This is a genomic window from Rheinheimera texasensis, assembly GCF_964031785.1.
Lineage (GTDB): Bacteria > Pseudomonadota > Gammaproteobacteria > Enterobacterales > Alteromonadaceae > Pararheinheimera > Pararheinheimera texasensis_A.
The window spans coordinates 115476-134646 of the sequence record NZ_CAXIRE010000011.1; the positions used below are offsets into that span (position 1 = coordinate 115476).

19 protein-coding genes are annotated in these 19171 nt (G+C 53.9%); 11 read left to right on the forward strand and 8 right to left on the reverse strand.

The window, feature by feature from the left end; genetic code table 11:
* Positions 1-74 precede the first annotated feature (74 nt).
* The 4 genes from glnA to glnG all read left to right on the forward strand — a co-directional run bounded on the left by glnA (position 75) and on the right by glnG (position 4714).
* Positions 75-1484 carry a glutamate--ammonia ligase gene (glnA, locus tag ABNT34_RS02885; RefSeq protein WP_348728652.1) on the forward strand — a complete coding sequence of 470 codons (1410 nt, stop codon included), beginning with the start codon at positions 75-77 and terminating at the stop codon, positions 1482-1484.
* A gap of 140 nt (positions 1485-1624) precedes the next feature.
* On the forward strand, positions 1625-2155 hold the full coding sequence (locus tag ABNT34_RS02890) for a DUF4124 domain-containing protein (protein ID WP_348728654.1): 531 nt from the start codon (positions 1625-1627) through the stop codon (positions 2153-2155).
* A gap of 79 nt (positions 2156-2234) precedes the next feature.
* Positions 2235-3311: a nitrogen regulation protein NR(II) gene (gene glnL / locus ABNT34_RS02895; RefSeq protein WP_348728656.1), complete on the forward strand. Its 1077-nt coding sequence runs from the start codon at positions 2235-2237 to the stop codon at positions 3309-3311.
* Positions 3308-4714 carry a nitrogen regulation protein NR(I) gene (gene glnG / locus ABNT34_RS02900; RefSeq protein WP_348728658.1) on the forward strand — a complete coding sequence of 469 codons (1407 nt, stop codon included), beginning with the start codon at positions 3308-3310 and terminating at the stop codon, positions 4712-4714. The genes glnL and glnG overlap by 4 nt, the downstream gene beginning before the upstream one ends.
* Before the next feature lie 114 nt (positions 4715-4828).
* On the opposite strand, the gene ABNT34_RS02905 is transcribed toward glnG, so the two are convergent.
* Positions 4829-5269, reverse strand: a complete 441-nt coding sequence (locus ABNT34_RS02905; protein ID WP_348728660.1) for a Spy/CpxP family protein refolding chaperone — start codon at positions 5267-5269, stop codon at positions 4829-4831.
* A gap of 195 nt (positions 5270-5464) precedes the next feature.
* Here ABNT34_RS02905 and ABNT34_RS02910 point away from each other — a divergent pair, with 195 nt between their 5' ends.
* Genes ABNT34_RS02910 through ABNT34_RS02920 form a run of 3 tightly spaced genes read left to right on the forward strand, consistent with a single transcriptional unit; the run spans position 5465 to position 8558 of the window.
* Positions 5465-6160 carry a response regulator transcription factor gene (locus ABNT34_RS02910; protein ID WP_348728662.1) on the forward strand — a complete coding sequence of 232 codons (696 nt, stop codon included), beginning with the start codon at positions 5465-5467 and terminating at the stop codon, positions 6158-6160.
* Positions 6160-7551, forward strand: a complete 1392-nt coding sequence (locus ABNT34_RS02915; protein ID WP_348728664.1) for an ATP-binding protein — start codon at positions 6160-6162, stop codon at positions 7549-7551. The genes ABNT34_RS02910 and ABNT34_RS02915 overlap by 1 nt, the downstream gene beginning before the upstream one ends.
* Positions 7548-8558 carry an alpha/beta hydrolase gene (locus tag ABNT34_RS02920; RefSeq protein WP_348728666.1) on the forward strand — a complete coding sequence of 337 codons (1011 nt, stop codon included), beginning with the start codon at positions 7548-7550 and terminating at the stop codon, positions 8556-8558. Before ABNT34_RS02915 ends, ABNT34_RS02920 begins: the two co-directional genes overlap by 4 nt.
* Here ABNT34_RS02920 and ABNT34_RS02925 read toward each other — a convergent pair.
* Together ABNT34_RS02925 and ABNT34_RS02930 are read right to left on the reverse strand one after the other, a co-directional pair.
* The gene (locus tag ABNT34_RS02925) at positions 8512-9402 is read right to left on the reverse strand and encodes a cation diffusion facilitator family transporter (RefSeq protein WP_348728668.1); all 891 of its coding nucleotides are present in this window, start codon (positions 9400-9402) and stop codon (positions 8512-8514) included. The genes ABNT34_RS02920 and ABNT34_RS02925 overlap by 47 nt on opposite strands.
* 35 nt (positions 9403-9437) lie before the next feature.
* The gene (locus ABNT34_RS02930) at positions 9438-9902 is read right to left on the reverse strand and encodes a tRNA (cytidine(34)-2'-O)-methyltransferase (RefSeq protein WP_348728670.1); all 465 of its coding nucleotides are present in this window, start codon (positions 9900-9902) and stop codon (positions 9438-9440) included.
* Between the two features lie 155 nt (positions 9903-10057).
* On the opposite strand from ABNT34_RS02930, the gene ABNT34_RS02935 reads away from it, so the two are divergent.
* A complete protein-coding gene (locus ABNT34_RS02935) occupies positions 10058-11815 on the forward strand; it encodes an EAL domain-containing protein (protein ID WP_348728672.1) in 1758 nt (585 codons plus the stop codon).
* A 1-nt stretch (position 11816) separates the two neighbouring features.
* Here ABNT34_RS02935 and gpsA read toward each other — a convergent pair whose 3' ends face one another.
* The 4 genes from gpsA to ABNT34_RS02955 are packed head-to-tail and all read right to left on the reverse strand — an operon-like array spanning position 11817 to position 14040.
* The gene (gene gpsA, locus ABNT34_RS02940; protein WP_348728674.1) at positions 11817-12821 is read right to left on the reverse strand and encodes an NAD(P)H-dependent glycerol-3-phosphate dehydrogenase; all 1005 of its coding nucleotides are present in this window, start codon (positions 12819-12821) and stop codon (positions 11817-11819) included.
* 12 nt (positions 12822-12833) lie between these two features.
* Positions 12834-13316: a protein-export chaperone SecB gene (gene secB / locus ABNT34_RS02945; protein WP_348728676.1), complete on the reverse strand. Its 483-nt coding sequence runs from the start codon at positions 13314-13316 to the stop codon at positions 12834-12836.
* Between the two features lie 21 nt (positions 13317-13337).
* Positions 13338-13601 carry a glutaredoxin 3 gene (grxC, locus tag ABNT34_RS02950; protein ID WP_348728678.1) on the reverse strand — a complete coding sequence of 88 codons (264 nt, stop codon included), beginning with the start codon at positions 13599-13601 and terminating at the stop codon, positions 13338-13340.
* A 13-nt stretch (positions 13602-13614) separates the two neighbouring features.
* The gene (locus ABNT34_RS02955) at positions 13615-14040 is read right to left on the reverse strand and encodes a rhodanese-like domain-containing protein (protein ID WP_348728680.1); all 426 of its coding nucleotides are present in this window, start codon (positions 14038-14040) and stop codon (positions 13615-13617) included.
* A gap of 237 nt (positions 14041-14277) precedes the next feature.
* Between ABNT34_RS02955 and gpmM the strand changes: the two genes are divergently transcribed.
* From gpmM to ABNT34_RS02970, 3 genes are read left to right on the forward strand one after another with little or no spacing between them, the layout of a single operon-like run.
* Positions 14278-15822 (forward strand): 2,3-bisphosphoglycerate-independent phosphoglycerate mutase, encoded by a 1545-nt coding sequence (gene gpmM, locus ABNT34_RS02960; RefSeq protein WP_348728681.1) that lies wholly within the window; start codon positions 14278-14280, stop codon positions 15820-15822.
* Positions 15819-16979, forward strand: coding sequence for a peptidoglycan DD-metalloendopeptidase family protein (locus ABNT34_RS02965; protein WP_348728683.1), 1161 nt, complete (start codon positions 15819-15821; stop codon positions 16977-16979). Before gpmM ends, ABNT34_RS02965 begins: the two co-directional genes overlap by 4 nt.
* 50 nt (positions 16980-17029) lie before the next feature.
* Entirely contained in the window at positions 17030-18133 is a 1104-nt protein-coding gene (locus ABNT34_RS02970) for a divergent polysaccharide deacetylase family protein (RefSeq protein WP_348728685.1), read from the forward strand.
* Between the two features lie 47 nt (positions 18134-18180).
* On the opposite strand, the gene rpoH is transcribed toward ABNT34_RS02970, so the two are convergent.
* Positions 18181-19035 (reverse strand): RNA polymerase sigma factor RpoH, encoded by an 855-nt coding sequence (gene rpoH / locus ABNT34_RS02975; protein WP_348728687.1) that lies wholly within the window; start codon positions 19033-19035, stop codon positions 18181-18183.
* Positions 19036-19171 lie beyond the last annotated feature (136 nt).

Genomic DNA, 19171 nt, shown 5'->3' on the forward strand with positions numbered 1-19171 from the left:
GCTTTAGCATTAGGAGCGCAACCCGGCGGCAAGCCGCACCTGAACCTTAGTTTGAGTTGAATCCGGAGGAATGCATGTCTGCATCGAACGTTCTGAGTTTTATGAAAGAAAACGACGTGAAGTTTGTTGATTTACGTTTTACTGACACCAAAGGTAAAGAGCAGCACGTCACTATTCCTGCCAGCCAAATCGACGAAGACTTCTTCGAAAACGGCAAAATGTTCGACGGCTCTTCTATCGCCGGCTGGAAAGGCATCAACGATTCAGACATGATCCTGATGCCAGACGCGAGCACCATGCTGCTGGACCCGTTCTTCGAAGAAACCACCATTTTAATCAGCTGTGACGTGATCGAACCAAGCACAATGCAAGGTTACGAGCGTTGCCCACGTTCTATCGCAAAACGCGCTGAAGAATACCTGAAATCTACCGGCATCGCCGACACAGTGCTGTTTGGCCCTGAGCCAGAGTGGTTCATGTTTGACGATGTACGTTTCAAAAACGACATGTCAGGTTCATTCTTCAAAGTGGACTCTTCAGAAGCGGCCTGGAACTCAGACGCTGAATATGAAGATGGCAACAAAGCCCACCGCCCAGGCGTGAAAGGCGGTTACTTCCCGGTACCACCAGTAGACCAACACCATGATATCCGCAGCGCTATGTGTATGGTGCTGGAAGAGATGGGTCAGGTTGTTGAAGCGCACCACCACGAAGTGGCGACTGCCGGCCAAAACGAAATCGCAACCCGTTTTAACACGCTGACGAAAAAAGCCGACGAAATTCAGCAACTGAAATATGTCGTGCACAACGTGGCGCACATGTACGGTAAAACTGTGACTTTCATGCCAAAACCAATCGTTGGTGACAACGGTTCAGGTATGCACTGTCACCAGTCGCTGGCAAAAGACGGTGTAAACCTGTTTGCCGGTGACAAATATGCCGGTCTGTCAGAAACTGCACTGTATTACATTGGCGGTATCATCAAGCACGCGAAAACCATCAACGCTTTCACCAACCCGTCAACCAACTCATACAAACGTCTGGTGCCACACTATGAAGCTCCGGTAATGCTGGCATATTCAGCCCGTAACCGTTCTGCTTCTGTGCGTATCCCACTGGTACCAAGTGCAAAAGCACGCCGTATCGAGGTGCGTTTCCCGGATCCGGCGGCGAACCCGTACCTGGCATTCGTTGCTCAGCTGATGGCTGGTTTGGATGGTATCCAGAACAAGATCCACCCAGGCGATGCAATGGACAAAGACCTGTACGACCTGCCACCAGAAGAAGAAGCACTGATCCCACAAGTCTGTGGTTCTCTGGACGAAGCACTGGACGCACTGGAAGCCAACCGCGGTATCTTCACCAAAGGCGGCGTCATGACCGACGAGATGATCGATGCGTATATCGCGCTGAAACGTGCTGAAGCCAAACGCGTGTCTATGGCTGTACACCCACTGGAATACGAACTGTATTACAGCGTGTAAAACCAAAGCTAACACACTGATTTATAAAGTGTGTGACAGATAAAACCAAAGCCCGCTGATGCGGGCTTTTTGTTCTGGTCAAACCGCAAAAAGCCAGTTAGAGTTATTCCATCACTCCTTTGATCTGGCTGGACGCTGTGATGAAACGTGCTGGTTGGTCCCTGTTATTGGCAGCATTGCTGCTGCATCCTGTGCTGGCGCAGGAAAAAAAAGACGACAAACCGGTTTTTGTCACACTCGACAAAAACAATGTCCCGGTGTTTTCTGATAATCCGGCCCCCGGCGCTTCGCAGTTACAGCTCAAAGAAGGCAACCGCATGCTGGCGGTCACTCCGACCGAAATCAGCCAGCGCAGTATTGATCAAACACCCAAATTTGAAGTCAGTATTACCAAGCCCGAGCCGGAAGGCACTGTGCGGGAAAACAGCGGCACAGTATATGTCTCAGGTCAGGTCAAACCCTTGTTCGCACAAGGCCTGCGGGTCAGGCTCTATCTGGACGGACAGGCCGTTGCCGGGCCGAGCAGTAATGCCAATTTTATTCTGCACAATATCGATCGCGGCGAACATCAGCTGATGCTGGAACTCAGCGAGCAAAACGGCAAGGTTATTGCTACCAGTCCTGTAACAACGTTTTTTCTGCACCGAGCATCAGCAATTACCCCAAAATAGTGCAAGCTGGCCCGTCCTCTGAGCAAATCAGCTAAACTGGACGCCAAAATGCACTAAGTTGGTGCAATAGGAAATGGCCGTGACCCAAGCACATATCGCCCTTGAATTGCCCGGTATTAATCTGGCCGAGCAGCTGACAACCGCCATCCTGGTGCTGGATACCCAGCTTCAGGTGTCCTGTTTTAATACCGCCTGCTGCGCTTTGCTTGGCATCGGTGAAAAACGTCTGCATCAGCAGTATTTCCCCGGCTTGTTTCAATACAGTGATTTAAGCGCCGCCCAGCTGGTCAGCACGCTCAACACCAAACAGGGTTTTGGTATCAGCGATGTACATTGTGTGATGCCGGACGGCCGGCATTTGCTGCTGGACATGACTGCAACCTGGCTGGAAACCGAACAGCCGGCCTTGTTGATGGAGCTACGCCAGGTCGACCAGCAACGCAAAATCAGCATGGAAAGCCTGCAACAACACCAACATCTGGCGGCACGGGAACTGATCCGCGGTCTGGCGCATGAAATCAAGAATCCGCTCGGCGGGCTGCGTGGTGCCGCTCAGTTACTGGAAGAGTCGCTGAACGATGAACAAAAAGAATATACCCAGCTGATTATCGCCCAGGCCGACCGGCTGCGAAATCTGGTCGACCGCCTGCTTGGCCCTTACAAACCGCCGCATAAAGTGGCGTCGAATCTACACCAGATCATCGAACGGGTCAGTCAGCTGGCGCAGATGGATAATCCACACGGCATTCAGTTTATCCGCGATTATGACCCCAGCATCCCTGACTTCTCGCTGGACCCTGAACTGCTGGAACAGGCGCTGCTGAATATTGTCCGTAATGCGCAGCAAGTGCTGACCAGCGGCGGCCAAATCATCCTGCAAAGCCGGATTTTGCACCAACATACCATTCATGGCCGCCGGCATAAGCTGGTCGCCGTGGTGCGGGTCATCGATAACGGCCCCGGCATTCCGCCGGCCATTAAAGACACGCTGTTTTATCCAATGGTCAGCGGCAAACCAGGCGGCACTGGCCTCGGCTTGTCGATTTCGCAAACGCTGATTCACCAGCATGGCGGCTGGATCGACTGCGACAGCTGGCCAGGACGTACCGAATTCACTTTGTATTTACCGATTAGCGCAGAAGGAGCGACCCCATGACGCAGAACGTCTGGATCATTGACGACGACAATTCCATCCGTTGGGTACTGGAAAAAGCCCTGTCGCGCGCCGGAATTGTCTGCGAGAGTTACGCCTCTGCCGACCTGATGTTGCAGCGCCTCGAGTTTGATCAACCCTCAGTGGTGGTCTCGGATATCCGCATGCCGGGCACCGACGGCATGCAGCTGTTGAGTAAACTGCAGGCGCTGGCACCGGAACTGCCGGTGATTATTATGACGGCGCATTCGGACCTCGACAGTGCCGTCAATGCTTTCAAACGCGGCGCTTTTGAATATCTGCCCAAACCCTTTGATGTCAACGAAGCGGTCGCGCTGATTAGCCGGGCACTGGAACATGCGCAGGCGAAAAAACCGCGTGCGAGTAGCGCTGCGCCGTCGCATGTACCAGAAATCATTGGCGAAGCACCGGCGATGCAGGAAGTCTTCCGCGCCATTGGCCGGTTGTCACGCTCCAGCATCAGTGTGCTGATCAATGGTCAAAGCGGTACTGGTAAAGAGCTAGTCGCGCATGCGCTGCACAAACACAGCCCGCGGGCCGAAGCACCTTTTATCGCGCTGAACATGGCGGCTATTCCAAAAGATTTAATTGAATCTGAGTTGTTCGGCCATGAAAAAGGCGCTTTTACCGGCGCGGCGACTTTGCGCAAAGGCCGGTTTGAGCAGGCCGACGGCGGCACATTGTTTCTTGATGAAATCGGTGACATGCCACTCGACGTGCAAACCCGGCTGCTGCGCGTGCTGGCCGATGGTCAGTTTTACCGCGTGGGCGGCCATCAGGAAGTCAGTGTTGATGTACGCATCATCGCGGCCACGCACCAAAACCTGGAGCAACTGGTGGCAGAAGGCAAATTCCGCGAAGATTTGTTCCACCGCCTGAACGTGATCCGTATTCATATTCCGTCACTGCGTGATCGCAAACAGGACATTCCGAAACTGACCCGGCATTTCCTGGCTCAGGCGGCGCGGGAAATGAATGTCGAAGCCAAAGATTTAGCGCTGGAGACGGAGAAATTCCTGTCACAGCTCGACTGGCCCGGCAATGTGCGCCAACTGGAAAACACCTGTCGCTGGCTGACCGTAATGGCGTCAGGCAAACAAATCCTGTTGTCCGATTTACCGCCGGAACTGACCAGCGCGCCCAAGCCAGTGGTCAGCAACCATGACGGTCAGCACAGCTGGCAAGATTTGCTGGCACAATGGGTCAGCCACAAACTGGCTACAGGAGCTGAAGATATTCTGGCCGAAGCCGGCCCTGAGTTTGAACGGATTGTGCTCAAACAAGCGTTGCAGTTTACCCATGGCCATAAGCAAGATGCCGCCAAACGCCTCGGCTGGGGCCGCAATACGCTGACGCGCAAACTGAAAGAACTGGATATGGAATAGCGGCCGCTTCGCCCTGACCAGATCAATACAAAACCGGGCCTAAGCCCGGTTTTGTTTACCCACAGCGTCAACAGTTCAGGTGCGCCGGCACCTGTCCTGCCGTATCTTCAGCCATCAGTCGTGTTTGTCACCGCGCTCCGCCATGCGTTCCCGCATTTTTGCCATACGCTCATCCAGCTTGGTTTTTTGCTCGTCGGTTAACAACGCCCGGATTTGATGCTGCAGTTTCAGCCGTTCCAGCTGCTGCTCCAGCATAGTGTTTTGTTGTTTTTCCAGCAGTAAACGCGCGGCGGCGGCATCAAACTGATCAGCTTTGACCAGTGCCTGCATCGCATCGTGATGCTGCTGCATGGCTGCCAAATCTGGTTTTTCTGCTTTGCTGGCAGCTACCAAAGCGCGGATCTGTTCGCGTTGTGTATCGGTCAGATCCAGACCTTTTAACATCCGGGTGGCTCCGTCACCGCCATGTGGGCCATGGCCGGCAAAGGCTGGTTGCGTCAGCAATAAGGCGGCACCGAATAAAGCCGGTAAAACTAAGATTTTTAAAGCTTTCATTTGTACTCTCCGTCAGTTCAGGCATTACAAACAGGGGTCTGTTTTGTATGATGCAAGCATAAGCGCTGGGCTGCAAAGCAACGCAAAGCTGCGGTAAAGGTTTGGTAAAGACTATTGTCCGGCCATGTCAGCTGCTTACACTGCACACAAGACCACTATGGTTTGAATGTATTGCTGTAGCGAAGAGGGTTCTAGATGCAACATCCGAATATTCTGCTGATTGACGACGATGCTGAGTTAAGCCAGCTGGTCACCGACTATCTGACACTGGACGGTTTCAGCCTGGACCATGCAGCAGATGGCATCAAAGGCCTGCAAAAAGCCCAAAGCGGTGCTTATCAGTTGATTTTACTCGACATTATGCTACCCGGACTCGATGGCTTGTCGCTGCTGCGTCAGCTGCGGCAAACCAGTTATTGCCCGGTGCTGATGCTGACCGCCCGCGGCGATGACATTGACAGGATCCTGGGCCTGGAGCTCGGCGCGGACGACTATCTGGCCAAGCCTTTTAATCCACGCGAATTAAGTGCCCGGGTGCGGGCGATTTTGCGCCGGGTCGAACTGGCGCAACAACCGGTGCAACATCAGGTGCCGCTGCTGGAACTCAACGGTGTCGCGCTTAACCGGCAAAATCGTCAGGTGCACTGCGAAGGCCACAATGTTGTGCTGACCGCTACCGAATTTCAATTGCTGGAGTACCTGATGAACCATGCCGGCCGGGTGGTCAGCAAAGAAGAACTGAGCAAAGAAGTGATGGGCCGGGTGTTGCAGCAATATGACCGCAGTCTCGACATGCATGTCAGTAATATTCGCAAAAAGCTGGCGCAGGGTGCCAGCAATGAAAAAATCCAGACGCTGCGCGGCAGCGGCTATTTGTTTCTGGAGTGCTGATGCAACTGAACTGGGTTAATCCTTGGCGTTATCTGGCGTTCCGGCTGTTCAGCTGGTTCTGGCTGGTGTTGTTGCTGACCATAGCTTCGGCCTGGCTGCTGGCCAAAGCCTTTCTCGACGACACCGTGATCCGCCGGCTGCCGCCCGGTGTGCACGAACAGGCCGAGCGGATGCTGCATAGCCTGCAACGCTTTGACAGCGTCGAAGATTTACTGCAACGGCTGAACCGGCGGGAAAATAATCGCTGGTTGCTGGTCGACCCGGTCAGTCAACGTATTCTGAACGCGCATATTCTGCCCCGTGGTTTTGATCAAAGCTGGCTGACTGAGCTGTCTCAATTCGACAAACCGCGCTTATTCCTGCACCGCCATATCAGTCTGGCCGGGCCGTTTTTTGTCCGGCTGAATGGCCAGCCGCTGGTGTTGTATCAGCAGCAACCGCGGCCGGAAAAGCATGGCCTGTTGGGGTTGGCGCAATTGCCGGAACTGACCATTCCGCTGCTGTTTTTATTGGTATCGGCGTTGGCCAGTATCGGGCTGGCTTTGACTATCACCAGGCCTTTACGCCAATTACAGCAGCACAGTTTGCAGTTTGCCGGCGGCGATTTAACCAGCCGGGTGCAACAGGCCGCCAGTCGCAGTGATGAAATTGGTGAACTGGCGCGTGGTTTTAATACCATGGCGAGCCAAATCGGCGCTTTGCTGCAAAACCAGCAACGGCTGCTGCGTGACATCTCGCACGAGTTACGTTCCCCATTAACCCGCGCCCAACTGGCGATTGCACTGGAACAACGTCAGGGCGGCGGCAGCCAGTTACCGCGCTTATCCCAGGAACTGAATAAAATTGACAGTATGCTGGACGAGTTGCTGACCTTTAGCCGCCTCGACGCAGGCCAGTATCAGCTGCAGCTGCAGGATATTGATTTAGTTGAATTACTTGAGGAAATCATTCAGGTCAACCAGATTGAAGCCGCGCCGAAACAGCAGCAACTGCAACTGGAAGCACCGACGCAATTGCTGGTGGAGGCGGACAGTCGTTTGCTGGCACGCGCGATAGAAAACGTACTGCGTAACGCAATTAAATACAGTCCGGCCGAAGCGCAAATCCGATTATCGCTGCAATTACAAAACGGACAGGTGCAGATTTGTGTCAACGACCAAGGCCCCGGCATACCACCGACCGCCTTAGTGGCGATTTTTGAACCGTTTTACCGCGTGTCCGATGCCCGCACCGCCGGCGCCGGCGGCACTGGTCTTGGTCTTGCTATCGCGGCGCAAGCGATGAAACAACATCAGGGCCAAATCAGTGCACAAAACCGGTATCAGGGTGATACAGTCTGTGGCCTGCAGATTTGTCTGCAATTACCTCAGCATCAGGAGCAGGTTGTTTGAAGTATTTTCCGCCGTTGCAGGCACAATTCAGTGCCGGCCAAATCGCCACGCCGTCCGTATCTCAAAAGCTGGACCTGTACTGGCAACAGTTCAGCCGCACTGATCTGACCGGCCGGGATGGCGTTCGTTTTTGCCTGTACAGCAAAACCACACTGCCAGCCTGGCGCAAACCGGCAGCAGCATTGTTGCTGGTGCCGGGGCGGATCGAAGCAGCGCATAAGTATGCCGAACTGGCGCAGGATGCCTTATGCAGCGGTTATCAGGTGTTTGTGCTGGACCATCGCGGTCAGGGCCTGGCGCAGCGGCCAGAGCCGGATCCGCAATTGGGAGATGTCGCCGATTTTAAGCTCTATGTTGACGACCTGACACTTGCCATCAGCCATATCCGCAGTCAAACCGACCTGCCGATGCTGGCGTTAGCCCATTCGATGGGCGGCGCTATTTTGTATCGTTATCTGCAAAGCACGGCGTTACCGCTGGTCGATGCCGCCGTATTCAGTGCACCGATGTTTGGTATTCCGGCGGGGCCTGTGCCGGCGGCCGCGACGCTGCTGGCCAGGCTGATGCATCAGCTGAACCGGCGTTGTAGCAAAAAGGGCTGGTTTGTACCGGGTCAAACGCGTTATCAGCCAAAGCCATTTGAAGGCAATGACTTAACCAATAGTGCGGAACGTTATCAGTGGTTTCGCCAGTTATATCAGCAATATCCGGCTTATCAGCTTGGCGGGGTCAGCTGGGCCTGGCTGGATGCAGCACTGCACGCTTGTGCTCAGATCCGGGATGATCGCAGACCACAGCTGCCGATGCTGATCCTGCAGGCCGGCGCCGATACTGTGGTGGCGAACAGCGCCCAAACCAGCCTGGCACAGCAGCATGGTATTCTGTTGCAGCAAATCGCCAGCGCCAAACATGAGTTACTGGCCGGTACTGACGCAGAACGCGCACAGGTATTTCAGCTTATCAATGGCTGGCTGGCACAGCATGCGGCAACGGGTCCGGGTGAATAATCACTTCGGCATCGGCATATAAAGCGGCAACTTGCTGCTCAGCCAAATCTGTCACCTGATGGGCCTTTTGCAGGCTCCAGTCCTGCGGCAATAACAAACGCAGCTGCACAAAAACCCGTGGTCCGGCCCGGCGTGTGCGCAGCTGCTCTACGCCCAGCACGCCCGGCATCTGCTGCAGATGATGCAGAATGCGTTGCCGCTCCACTTCCGGCAGTTCTTCATCCAATAAATGCACCATGCTCTCGCGCAGTAGCTGGCCGGCATTCAACAGCAGATAACCAGCGATCAGAATCGCAATCACCGCATCAGCCCATAACAGGCTGTTTTGCACCAGATAGAGCGCCAGCAATACAGCGGCATTCATTAATAAATCACCGCGGTAATGTGCCTGATCGGCGTTGACCGCCAGCGAACCGGTCTTTTTGATAATCCAGCGCTGCATTAACACCAGTGTCAGCGTCAGGCCGCTGCACACCAGCATGGCCCAAATCCCATTGCTGATCTCACCGACAGGTGCCGGCACAAAAAACCGGTTAAAGCCCTGATATAAAAGTACAAATGCCGCACCAGCCAAAAAAGCTGCCTGAAATAGCGCCATCACCGCTTCGGCTTTACCATGACCAAATCTGTGCTCGTCGTCCGCCGGTTTCAACGCAAAGCGCAGCGCCACAAAATTCAGCAGAGACACCGCCACATCCATCATCGCATCCATCAACGACGCCAGCATCGAAGCTGCATTGGTATCAATAGCTGCAAACAGTTTGATAGCGACGATGGTCAGAGCAAAGGCAATGGTCAGCATGCCGGAGCGGCGCACCCACAGATTATATTCCTGACTGTTCATCCAAGGCTCCTGTGCCGGACACGACGATAGACTAGTTATAAAGCACCGGTGAAACCCTGCTGACGCCAGGCTTCATAACAAACAATAGCAACCGAATTGGCCAGATTCAGGCTACGGGCGTCAGGCATCATCGGGATACGCAGCCGTAACTCAGCCGGAATGGCGTTACGAATGTCATCCGGCAAGCCTGAAGTTTCTGAGCCAAACAACAACAGATCCCCCGGCAAATATTGCAACTCAGTGTGCGGCCGGCTGCCTTTGGTGGTCAGCGCCAACACCCGTGACGGCGCCACGGCCATCAGCATATCCGCATAACTGGCATGTCGGGTGACATTGGCTAGATCGTGATAATCGAGACCAGCACGGCGCAGTTTTTTTTCTTCAAAATCAAAACCCAGCGGTTCAATTAAATGCAAAGCACAGCCGGTATTGGCCGCCAGACGGATAATATTGCCACAATTTGGCGCAATTTTGGGTTCAAACAACGCGATATGAAACACAATGACTCCGGCGCAGATAAAAAACCGATTATACCGCAGAGGCTGTCCATAGAAACCGCAGTCGGTGAAAACCGGCGTTTTCTGTAGCAGTTTAGTGGCGATTTTTTCGACAGACTTCTATAGTTGGCAAAGGTCATTGCGCAAGGAATGCTCAGATGGAAATCTCTGGATGGATCTACCTGATACTGGCCGGTTTTGCTGCCGTCTCGATCATCGCGCTGGTACTGCGACTTTGGTCCCTGCAGCGTAATCCTTTACAAAATCAGGCGTTGCTCGGATACCTGCAGCAACAAGCTGCCGCATTCCGTCTGACCGACGCCAACGGCACCCCCTTGTGGCATAACAATGAAACCCGCTTTCCACCGCTGCACACCGATTTAGAATCTGAACTATTTTTCTCGGCAGACGGCCAACATCCCGGATTCCCTGACATTATGGCGATGTTACAAATCAGCCCACACTGGCAGGGGCAGGTCTGGATTGGCGGCCAGTCCAGGCAGGCCTTTCAGCTGCAAGTCAGCGTCATCCCCGGTTATCAACGTCAGCATTTGCTTTGGCGCTGGCGGCCTTTGCAATCCGAGCTGGACCAGATGCAAAACCAAATCGATGTCTGCCTGGACCCGGTGACCGGATTACCGGCAGAAGCGCTGTGGCGTTACTGGCTGCAACAGCAGTTGACCCGCCATCAGTTGCGCTATCACAGTTTCGCATTGGTACTGCTGGACATCACTGAATTACAGTCGATCCGGCGCAATTTCGGTAGTGCGGCAGCAGACAGTCTGTTGCAGCAGCTGGTTAAAAATGTACAAAGCGAAATGCCGCCGGAAGCATTTTTCGCCCGGCTGGGGCCACAGCAACTGGCGATATTACTGAGCCTGACAGGCCATGATGAACAATCACAGCAACAAGCGCTACAGCTGACCCGGGAGATCCTCAGTTTTTGTCAGGGGCCTTTTGTGATCCCGGCCGCCGAAGTCCGGCTGGATTGCCACGCCGGCATTGCCATTTTCCCAGATGCTGGCCCCAATATTGACGAACTGCAGGCACATGCTGCCCAGGCGCTGCAAATTGCCAACACAGTGCCGGACAAGCTGCATCTGTGGCAAATGCAAAACCAAAGTACAGTGGCTGGCATTCAACTGCAGGCCGAGCTGCAGCAGGCGCTGACCCAATATCAGCTGGAGATTTGGTCGCAACCTGTTATTGAATTGTCGAGCGGCGTGGCCAACGCAGTCAGGCTCGAGCTCTGTTGGCGCTCACCCACCAGGGGCTTATTGAATTACGCAGCGCTGAAGCCGCTGGCCGAGCAAACCGGACAACTTTTGGCGCTGGAACGCTGGGCATTTTGTCAGACTTGCCAGTTGCTGGAGCTGTGGCACCGGCTGGGCGAGCTGCCACCGGTACAGGTTGAATTGTCGGCAACCAATTTTCGCCACAGCGGCCTGCTGAATTTTTTACAAAGTCTGTTGCAAGACCACCAATTGCAGGCCAGTCAGTTTGTGTTGTGTCTGACTGAAGAGGGCTGGCTGCAAGACCCGGCAGGATTTAACGCGCAGGCCGAAGCTCTGGTGGCTGCAGGGTTCGGCCTGATGATTAGTCAGGTTGGCCACGGTGTTAGCGCTTTGCAGCTGCTACAGCAACCCTACTGGCAGACGGCGGAGCTGTCTGAGCAGGTGATCCGGCAGCTGGAAGAATCAGACACGCAGCGCAATGCCTGTGCGAGTCTTATCCGGCTATTGATACATCAGGGTTTACAAGTCAGTGTGCAGGGCGTTGATACTGAAATGCAGGCTTATCTGCTGCATGTGATGGGCTGCTACAGTTGCCGCGGCTTACATTTCAGTAAGATGCGGCCGGTCAGCGGTCAGCAACTGCCCTATGGCCTGCAGCAGCAATGGCAGCAGGCCAGCTGATTTATTCGTCGCGTTTTTCCCGGCCTAACAAATCCAGTGCAGCAGCCCGGGCATCTTTGCCCTGATACAACACCTGATAAATTTGTTCGGTGATAGGCATCTCGACGCCAACACGGGTCGCCAGGTTATAAACTTCGCGGGCGTTGCGATAACCTTCAACCACCTGACCAATTTGCTGGATGGCGTCGTCGACACCGACGCCCTGCCCCAGTAACAAACCAAAACGGCGGTTACGGGATTGGTTGTCGGTACAGGTCAGCACTAAATCGCCTAAACCGGCCATGCCCATAAAAGTTTCTTTTTTGGCGCCTAAAGCACAGCCCAACCGGCACATTTCAGTCAGTCCGCGGGTAATCAGCGCGGTGCGGGCATTGGCACCAAAGCCGATGCCATCGGCCATGCCAGCGCCAATGGCGATGACGTTTTTCACTGCGCCACCGAGCTGCACGCCAATAAAATCCGGATTGGTATAAACACGGAAGGTTTTGCCACAGTGCAACAAATCAGACAGCACTGTGATGAACTCGGCGTCAGTTGACGACAGCGAGATCGCAGTCGGCAAGCCTTTGGCTAGTTCTTTGGCAAAAGTTGGCCCGGATAATACCGCCAGCGACACCTCATCACCGAGAATATCGCGGGCAACATCCTGCAACAGCCGGCCTGTGTCCGGCTCCAGACCTTTGGTCGCCCAGGCAACCCGGGCGTGCGGCAATAAAAACGGCTTTATTTGCCTTAAAGTGTCTGCAAAGGCATGACTTGGCACCACCACCAGTACGTTCTGGCTGGCTTTCACGGCCGCCTGCAGGTCATCGGTCACCGCCAGTTGTTCCGGCAACACAATATCCGGCAAATAGTGATGATTAATCCGGTCCCGCGCCATGGCGGCAATATCCGCACTATTGCGGCCCCACAATAATGTGGAATGACCGTTGCGCGCCAGACAGATCGCCAGCGCCGTGCCGTAAGAGCCGGCGCCTAATACCGTAATTGCCGAATGCAAAGTCATGCGATTGACAGCTTAGTTAGGCAATTGTGCCTGGGCTTCCGCCTGACGTTGTTGCACATATTGAGCAAACAGCGCGTCAAAGTTAACCGGAGCCAGGTTCAGTTGTGGGAAAGTACCGCGGTTCACCAGGTTTGCCACAGTTTCGCGGGCGTATGGGAACAGGATATTTGGGCAGAAAGATGCCAGCATATGCGCCATCTGTGCGTCCTGCAGTTCTGGTACTGCAAAGATACCAGCTTGTTGCACTTCACACAGGAAGGCGGTTTCGCCGCCTACAGTAGTGGTCACTGTCAGCGACAGAATCACTTCGAACATGTTGTCTTCGAGTTTTTCGCTGCGGGTATCCAGATCTAATTTTACTTCTGGCTGCCATTCTTTGCGGAAAATTGCCGGTGCATTTGGTGATTCAAAAGAGATGTCTTTGACGTAAATACGCTGGATTGCAAATGGGACTTGCTGCTCTTCCGCAGCTACGTTCAGTTGTTCGTCGGCCATGATAGTTCCCTGAAAATACGCTTAAAGTTGTAGTAGTGTGTCTAACCGACCCTGCGCGTCTAACGCATGCAGGTCATCACAGCCACCGATATGTTGGTCATTGATGAAGATTTGCGGCACAGTGCTGCGACCGCCTGCTCTCGTGATCATTTCTGGTCTGAGTTCAGGTTGTGCATCGATTTTTATTTCGTGAAATTCGACGCCTTTATGGCTGAGCAGAGCCTTTGCGCGCACACAATACGGACAATATTCTTTGGTGTAAATAGTGACGCTGGGACTGCTCATCGCACTGCTCCGGTTATTTTTTTACCACAGGTAAACTGGCTTCAGCCCATTTACCCATACCGCCGGTCAACACCGCAACGCGGCTGAAACCAGCAGCTGACAACTGTTTAGCCGCACCTTGCGCGGACATGCCAGCCTGACAGACCACTATAATGGGTGCATCTTTGGCCTTTTCAAGGCTGTCGATCTGGCCTGACAGTTGCGCCAGTGGAATATTGCGGGCGCCAGTGATATGACCGCGTTTAAAATCATCGTTGCTGCGGATATCCAGTACCAGCGCATCTTCGCGGTTAACTAACAATGTCAGCTCAGTCGGCGTGACAAACTGCAATTTTGAAAACATAGCCTGGATATAACTGACAATAATCGCCAGCAGCAGACCTATCCAAATCACCACTAAGATCGGGTGATTTCCGGCAAATTCGACGTATTGTTGCATAACATTCCGTTCATCTGGTCACAGGATCAGCGCCGGAGTATAACGGGTTTCGATGGCAAAAACAGCCCTCCGCCGGCGCCTCAGCGCGTCCGCCGACGGCTTGTCCGGCTGATTGCGCAGTTTCTGCACAGCAGCGATTGGAGTCACCGCCGAATTTCGGTAAGATGAGCACGGATTAGATACGGGAAAAATGTTGATCAAGTAACGAGATCAAGCAACTAAGAAGCGGAGCAAGTTATGGCGAAGTCTGGCAAACCCCTGGTACTGTTGATTCTGGATGGATGGGGCTATCGCGAAGACCCGGCGGATAATGCTATCGCTCAGGCCAATACACCGGTGATGGACCGGTTGTGGCGCGATTATCCGCATAGTTTGATTTCCGGTTCTGGTATGGATGTAGGCCTGCCAGACGGTCAAATGGGCAACTCTGAAGTCGGCCACGTCAATTTAGGCTCAGGCCGTGTGGTGTATCAGGAACTGACCCGCATCACCAAAGCCATCGCCGATGGCGACTTTTTCACCAATCCTGTCCTGGCCGGCGCCGTGCAAACTGCGGTGCAAGCTGGCAAAGCCGTGCATCTGATGGGCTTATTATCGCCCGGTGGCGTACATAGCCACGAAGACCATTTAATTGCGATGATTGAACTGGCCGCCCGCCAGGGTGCTGACAAGATTTATCTGCACGCTTTCCTCGATGGCCGCGACACTCCGCCACGCAGCGCCGAAGCTTCATTATTACGCGTGCAGCAGCGCTGTCAGGCTCTGGGTAAAGGCCAAATCGCCACTGTTGTTGGCCGTTATTACGCAATGGACCGCGACAAACGCTGGGACCGCGTGGAACAGGCTTATGATCTGATTGTCGATGGCAACGCTGCTTACACGGCAACAGACGCAGTCGCCGCCCTGCACGCCGCTTATGAACGCGGTGAAAACGACGAATTCGTCAAAGCCACCGCTATTGTTGGCAACGACGGCCAGCCAGTGCAATTAGAAGATGGTGATGCGCTGATTTTTATGAATTTCCGCGCCGACCGCGCCCGTCAGTTCAGCCGCACTTTTACTGAAGCCACTTTTGATGCTTTTGACCGCAAACGTGTGGTCGCGCTCGGTGCTTTTGTCCAGCTGACTGAATACGCCGCCGACATCAAAGCGCCGGTCGCTTATCCGCCAGAGAGCCTGAATAACGTGCTCGGTGAATGGCTGGCCAAACATCAGAAAACCCAGCTGCGGATTTCTGAAACCGAGAAATATGCGCATGTTACTTTTTTCTTCAGCGGTGGCCGCGAAGAGCTGTTTCCAGGCGAAGAGCGTATCCTGGTCCCATCGCCAAATGTCGCCACTTATGATCTGCAGCCAGAAATGAACTCGACGCTGCTGACCGATAAGCTGGTCGAAGCCATTCACAGCCAGCAGTTTGACGTCATTATCTGTAACTATCCCAACGGCGATATGGTCGGTCATACCGGTATTTTGTCAGCTGCAGTCAAAGCGGTGGAAGCGGTCGACCACTGCATCGGCCGGGTGGTTGAAGCACTGGCGGCTGTTGGCGGAGAATGTATTATCACCGCCGACCACGGCAATGCGGAGCAAATGGTCGATCACGAATCTGGTCAGGCGCACACAGCGCATACGTCCGATCCGGTGCCGCTGATTTATGTCGGCCGGCCGGCGAATGTGGTTGATGGTGGTATCTTAAGTGATATAGCACCGACCATGCTGACACTGCTTGGCATGCCGGTGCCGGCAGAGATGACCGGCAAAGTGCTGTTTCAGCTGCGGTGATAACCCCGAAGCGCAATTGGGCGCAACCTGCCGTAGTCAAATCGGGCCTGTTGCTTTGTCTGCTGCTTGCGCCGTTGGCGCAGGCGCAGCAATCCGATACCGCCAAAGCCCGGCAGGAGCTGAAATCGGTGCAGCAAGATATTGCCCGCACCGAGCAACAGCGCGCGCAGCAGCAACAGCAACTGCGCGACACTGAGCAGCAACTGAAACAGGCTGACGCAAAGCTCGCAGAAGCGGCTGCAGCCGTCGCCGTGCAGCAACAACAACTACAGGCACTGGACGCAAAACTGGCGGAGCTGGCAACGCGTCAGCAACAGCTGGAACAACAGCGGCAAACTCAACAACAGCTGCTGGCAGCTCAGGTCAAAGCTGCGTATCAAGTCGGTGGTCACGACTACACACAATTACTTTTGAATCAGCAGGATGCGTTAAAGCTGGAGCGGTTACTGACCTACTACCAGTACTTTAACAACGCCCGGATCCAGCAGTTGCAGGCACTGAAACAAACCGTCAGTGAACTGGAACAGCTGGCCAGCCTGCAGCAACAGACCCGCCACGAACAAAGCCTGCGGTTAGACGAGCTGACTGCACAACAACAGGATTTAGTCGCCGCGAAAAATCAGCAACAACAAAGTGTGGCCAAACTACGCGAATTGCTGGCAGAACAGAAACAACAACTGGCCTACCTCAAAGGCAATGAAAAAAGCCTGCAGAGTACCATTGCCAAACTAAAAGCTGAGGCCGCCAACCGCCGGCTGGCATATAAAGGCAAAAAACAAGGGCAACTGCCCTGGCCGGTGCAAGGCACTTTAGTGCAAAAGTTTGGCGCCGCGCAGGGCGGCCAGACCACGGCCAGCGGTATCTTAATTCAGGCTGCCAATGGTCAACCCGTGCGGGCAGTCGCCGATGGTCAGGTGATTTATGCCGACTGGTTGCGTGGTTATGGCTGGGTCATAGTGCTGGACCACGGCAATGGCCTGATGAGTCTGTACGGTCATAACCAAAGTTTACTGAAATCTCCCGGTGACGTCGTGCGGATTGGCGACCATGTTGCTTTAGTTGGTCAAAGCGGTGGTCGCGACCGCAGTGGACTTTATTTTGAGATCAGGCAAAAAGGTGCGGCAGTAGACCCGCTGCGCTGGTTGCGAAATCCGTAACAACAGGCATAATGCCGGCCTGAAATTCAGCCGGCGCTTTGCCAAGATCAGTGAATCATTCCAGCGTGCGTATTTTCCAGCTTTTCTCAGTTGTCTGTTGTTTGTCGCTGCCGGTGCAGGCGCAATCCCTGCCGCCGCAAGTGGCGATCATCATCGACGATATCGGTTATCAGAAAGTCGACCCGGACATTATTCGTCTGCCATACGCCCTGACTGTGGCTGTCATGCCATTTACGCCAAACGGCCATGACATGATTGCCCTCGCCCGCCAGCATGGCAAAGAAATTATGCTGCATATGCCGATGGAAGCGGTGGCGCAAAACCATTTATTGGGCAAAGGTGCGCTGCGCCGGCCGATGAATAAACAACAGGTCCAGCAAGCGCTGAACAAAGCACTGGACAGTGTGCCGCAGGCCATCGGCGTCAATAACCATATGGGCAGCCTATACACTTCTTTGCCTGAGCAAATGGATTGGGTGATGCAGGTCGTGGCCGCGCGGGGTCTGTATTTTATTGACAGTAAAACCACCGGCAAAAGTGTCGTCACCGCGACCACCCAAAAACACGGCGTGAAAACCCGCAGCCGCGATGTTTTCCTTGATAACGACAAATCCTACAAAGCCCTGGACCGGCAGTTTAATCAGCTGATCCAGCTGGCGAAACATCATGGCCATGCCGTAGCTATTGGTCATCCCTATCCGGAAACTTATCGTTATCTGAAGAAGAACTTACCGCGTCTGGCGCAGCAAGGCATTAAAGTGGTGCCGGCATCGGCGTTACTGGATTTACCGGCCGCACCGGCGCAGCTGATTGCCAATACCGCAAGTACCGCTAAACCACCGTCAGTGAAAACAAAACCAACAGCCACATCAACAGCGGCGGAAACAACCAGCACTGAGACCAAAACGCCGGAGCCGGTGACCACAGAGCAGGTAACCACAGATCGGGTAACCACGGTGCCACCGCCAGTCGTCAGTGAGATTGTTGAGCCCGTGCCTGAGCTTATCCCCTGGCATCCGCCTTATCTGCCACAGCTGCCGGGTTTTGATACGCCTGCAGCAACGCCGGTCGCCGAGCCTGAGTGGCGGCGTTTTTACCCGCAGCCGACCGAAGCGCCGGTTGCCGTATCGCCAGTACCGCTGTTACTGCGTTAAAAAAAATGCCAGAGCAAGCTCTGGCATTTTTTTAGCAACAGGAAAAATCAGGCAACCATAGCCGCATGCAGTTTTTTCATGGCATTTTTTTCCAGCTGACGCACACGTTCTGCGGACACCTGATAACGATCAGCCAGTTCCTGCAGTGTCAGTTTTTCATTGTCGAGCCAGCGGGCGCGGATAATGTCCTGGCTGCGCTCATCCAGCGTACGCACTGCCGCCTGCAGCCGTTCTAAGGCCGCGCCTTCACTTTGATCTTCTTCAAAGTTGTTCGCCAGATCTGAGGTTTTATCGTCGAGGAAAAACACCGGCGCGCTGAAGTTGTTGTCGTCGTCATCGTCCTGCGCATCAAAGGCCAGATCATGGTTGCTCATCCGCGCTTCCATTTCCCGCACTTCATATTCTGGGACGCCTAAAGATTCCGCGACGTTTTTCACTTCATCCTGACTAAACCAGCCGAGGTTTTTCTTGGATTTACGCAGATTAAAAAACAGTTTGCGCTGGGCTTTAGTGGTTGCCACTTTAACAATGCGCCAGTTTTTCAGTACAAATTCGTGAATTTCAGCTTTGATCCAGTGCACGGCAAAAGATACCAGACGCACACCAACCGACGGGTCAAAGCGTTTTACCGCTTTCATCAGGCCGATATTGCCTTCCTGTACCAAATCGCCAATCGGCAAACCGTAGCCTGAGTAGCTGCGGGCAATATGCACCACAAAACGTAAATGCGACATAATCAGCTGACGGGCCGCTTCCAGGTCACCGTGTTGCTGCAGACGTTCAGCCAGAGCGCGTTCCTCTTCAGCCGACAGCATCGGAATAGTACTGACAGCGTGGGTATAAGCCTCGAGGCTACCGCTGCCTGCGACTGACAATGTCATCAATTGATTCGCTTTGGTCATGAACAAACTCCTGTGGAGATGTGAAAGTGGACTCATGTTAGCACTCTTTGACAGAGAGTGCTAATGCCGGTTCCCGCGTTTTTAAGAACCAAATTATATTAAAAAGTGGATTTCAGAATATATCCGCATAAGACAA

Excerpts from the sequence above, each read along its gene's own strand:
- gpsA (WP_348728674.1), bottom strand. The coding sequence starts at position 12,821 with ATGACTTTGCATTCGGCAATTACGGTATTAGGCGCCGGCTCTTACGGC.
- grxC (WP_348728678.1), bottom strand. The coding sequence starts at position 13,601 with ATGAGCAGTCCCAGCGTCACTATTTACACCAAAGAATATTGTCCGTAT.
- rpoH (WP_348728687.1), bottom strand. The coding sequence starts at position 19,035 with ATGACCAAAGCGAATCAATTGATGACATTGTCAGTCGCAGGCAGCGGT.
- ABNT34_RS02890 (WP_348728654.1), top strand. The coding sequence starts at position 1,625 with ATGAAACGTGCTGGTTGGTCCCTGTTATTGGCAGCATTGCTGCTGCAT.
- secB (WP_348728676.1), bottom strand. The coding sequence starts at position 13,316 with ATGGCCGACGAACAACTGAACGTAGCTGCGGAAGAGCAGCAAGTCCCA.
- glnA (WP_348728652.1), top strand. The coding sequence starts at position 75 with ATGTCTGCATCGAACGTTCTGAGTTTTATGAAAGAAAACGACGTGAAG.
- ABNT34_RS02905 (WP_348728660.1), bottom strand. The coding sequence starts at position 5,269 with ATGAAAGCTTTAAAAATCTTAGTTTTACCGGCTTTATTCGGTGCCGCC.
- ABNT34_RS02910 (WP_348728662.1), top strand. The coding sequence starts at position 5,465 with ATGCAACATCCGAATATTCTGCTGATTGACGACGATGCTGAGTTAAGC.
- ABNT34_RS02955 (WP_348728680.1), bottom strand. The coding sequence starts at position 14,040 with ATGCAACAATACGTCGAATTTGCCGGAAATCACCCGATCTTAGTGGTG.
- ABNT34_RS02935 (WP_348728672.1), top strand. The coding sequence starts at position 10,058 with ATGGAAATCTCTGGATGGATCTACCTGATACTGGCCGGTTTTGCTGCC.
- ABNT34_RS02915 (WP_348728664.1), top strand. The coding sequence starts at position 6,160 with ATGCAACTGAACTGGGTTAATCCTTGGCGTTATCTGGCGTTCCGGCTG.
- glnG (WP_348728658.1), top strand. The coding sequence starts at position 3,308 with ATGACGCAGAACGTCTGGATCATTGACGACGACAATTCCATCCGTTGG.
- ABNT34_RS02925 (WP_348728668.1), bottom strand. The coding sequence starts at position 9,402 with ATGAACAGTCAGGAATATAATCTGTGGGTGCGCCGCTCCGGCATGCTG.
- gpmM (WP_348728681.1), top strand. The coding sequence starts at position 14,278 with ATGGCGAAGTCTGGCAAACCCCTGGTACTGTTGATTCTGGATGGATGG.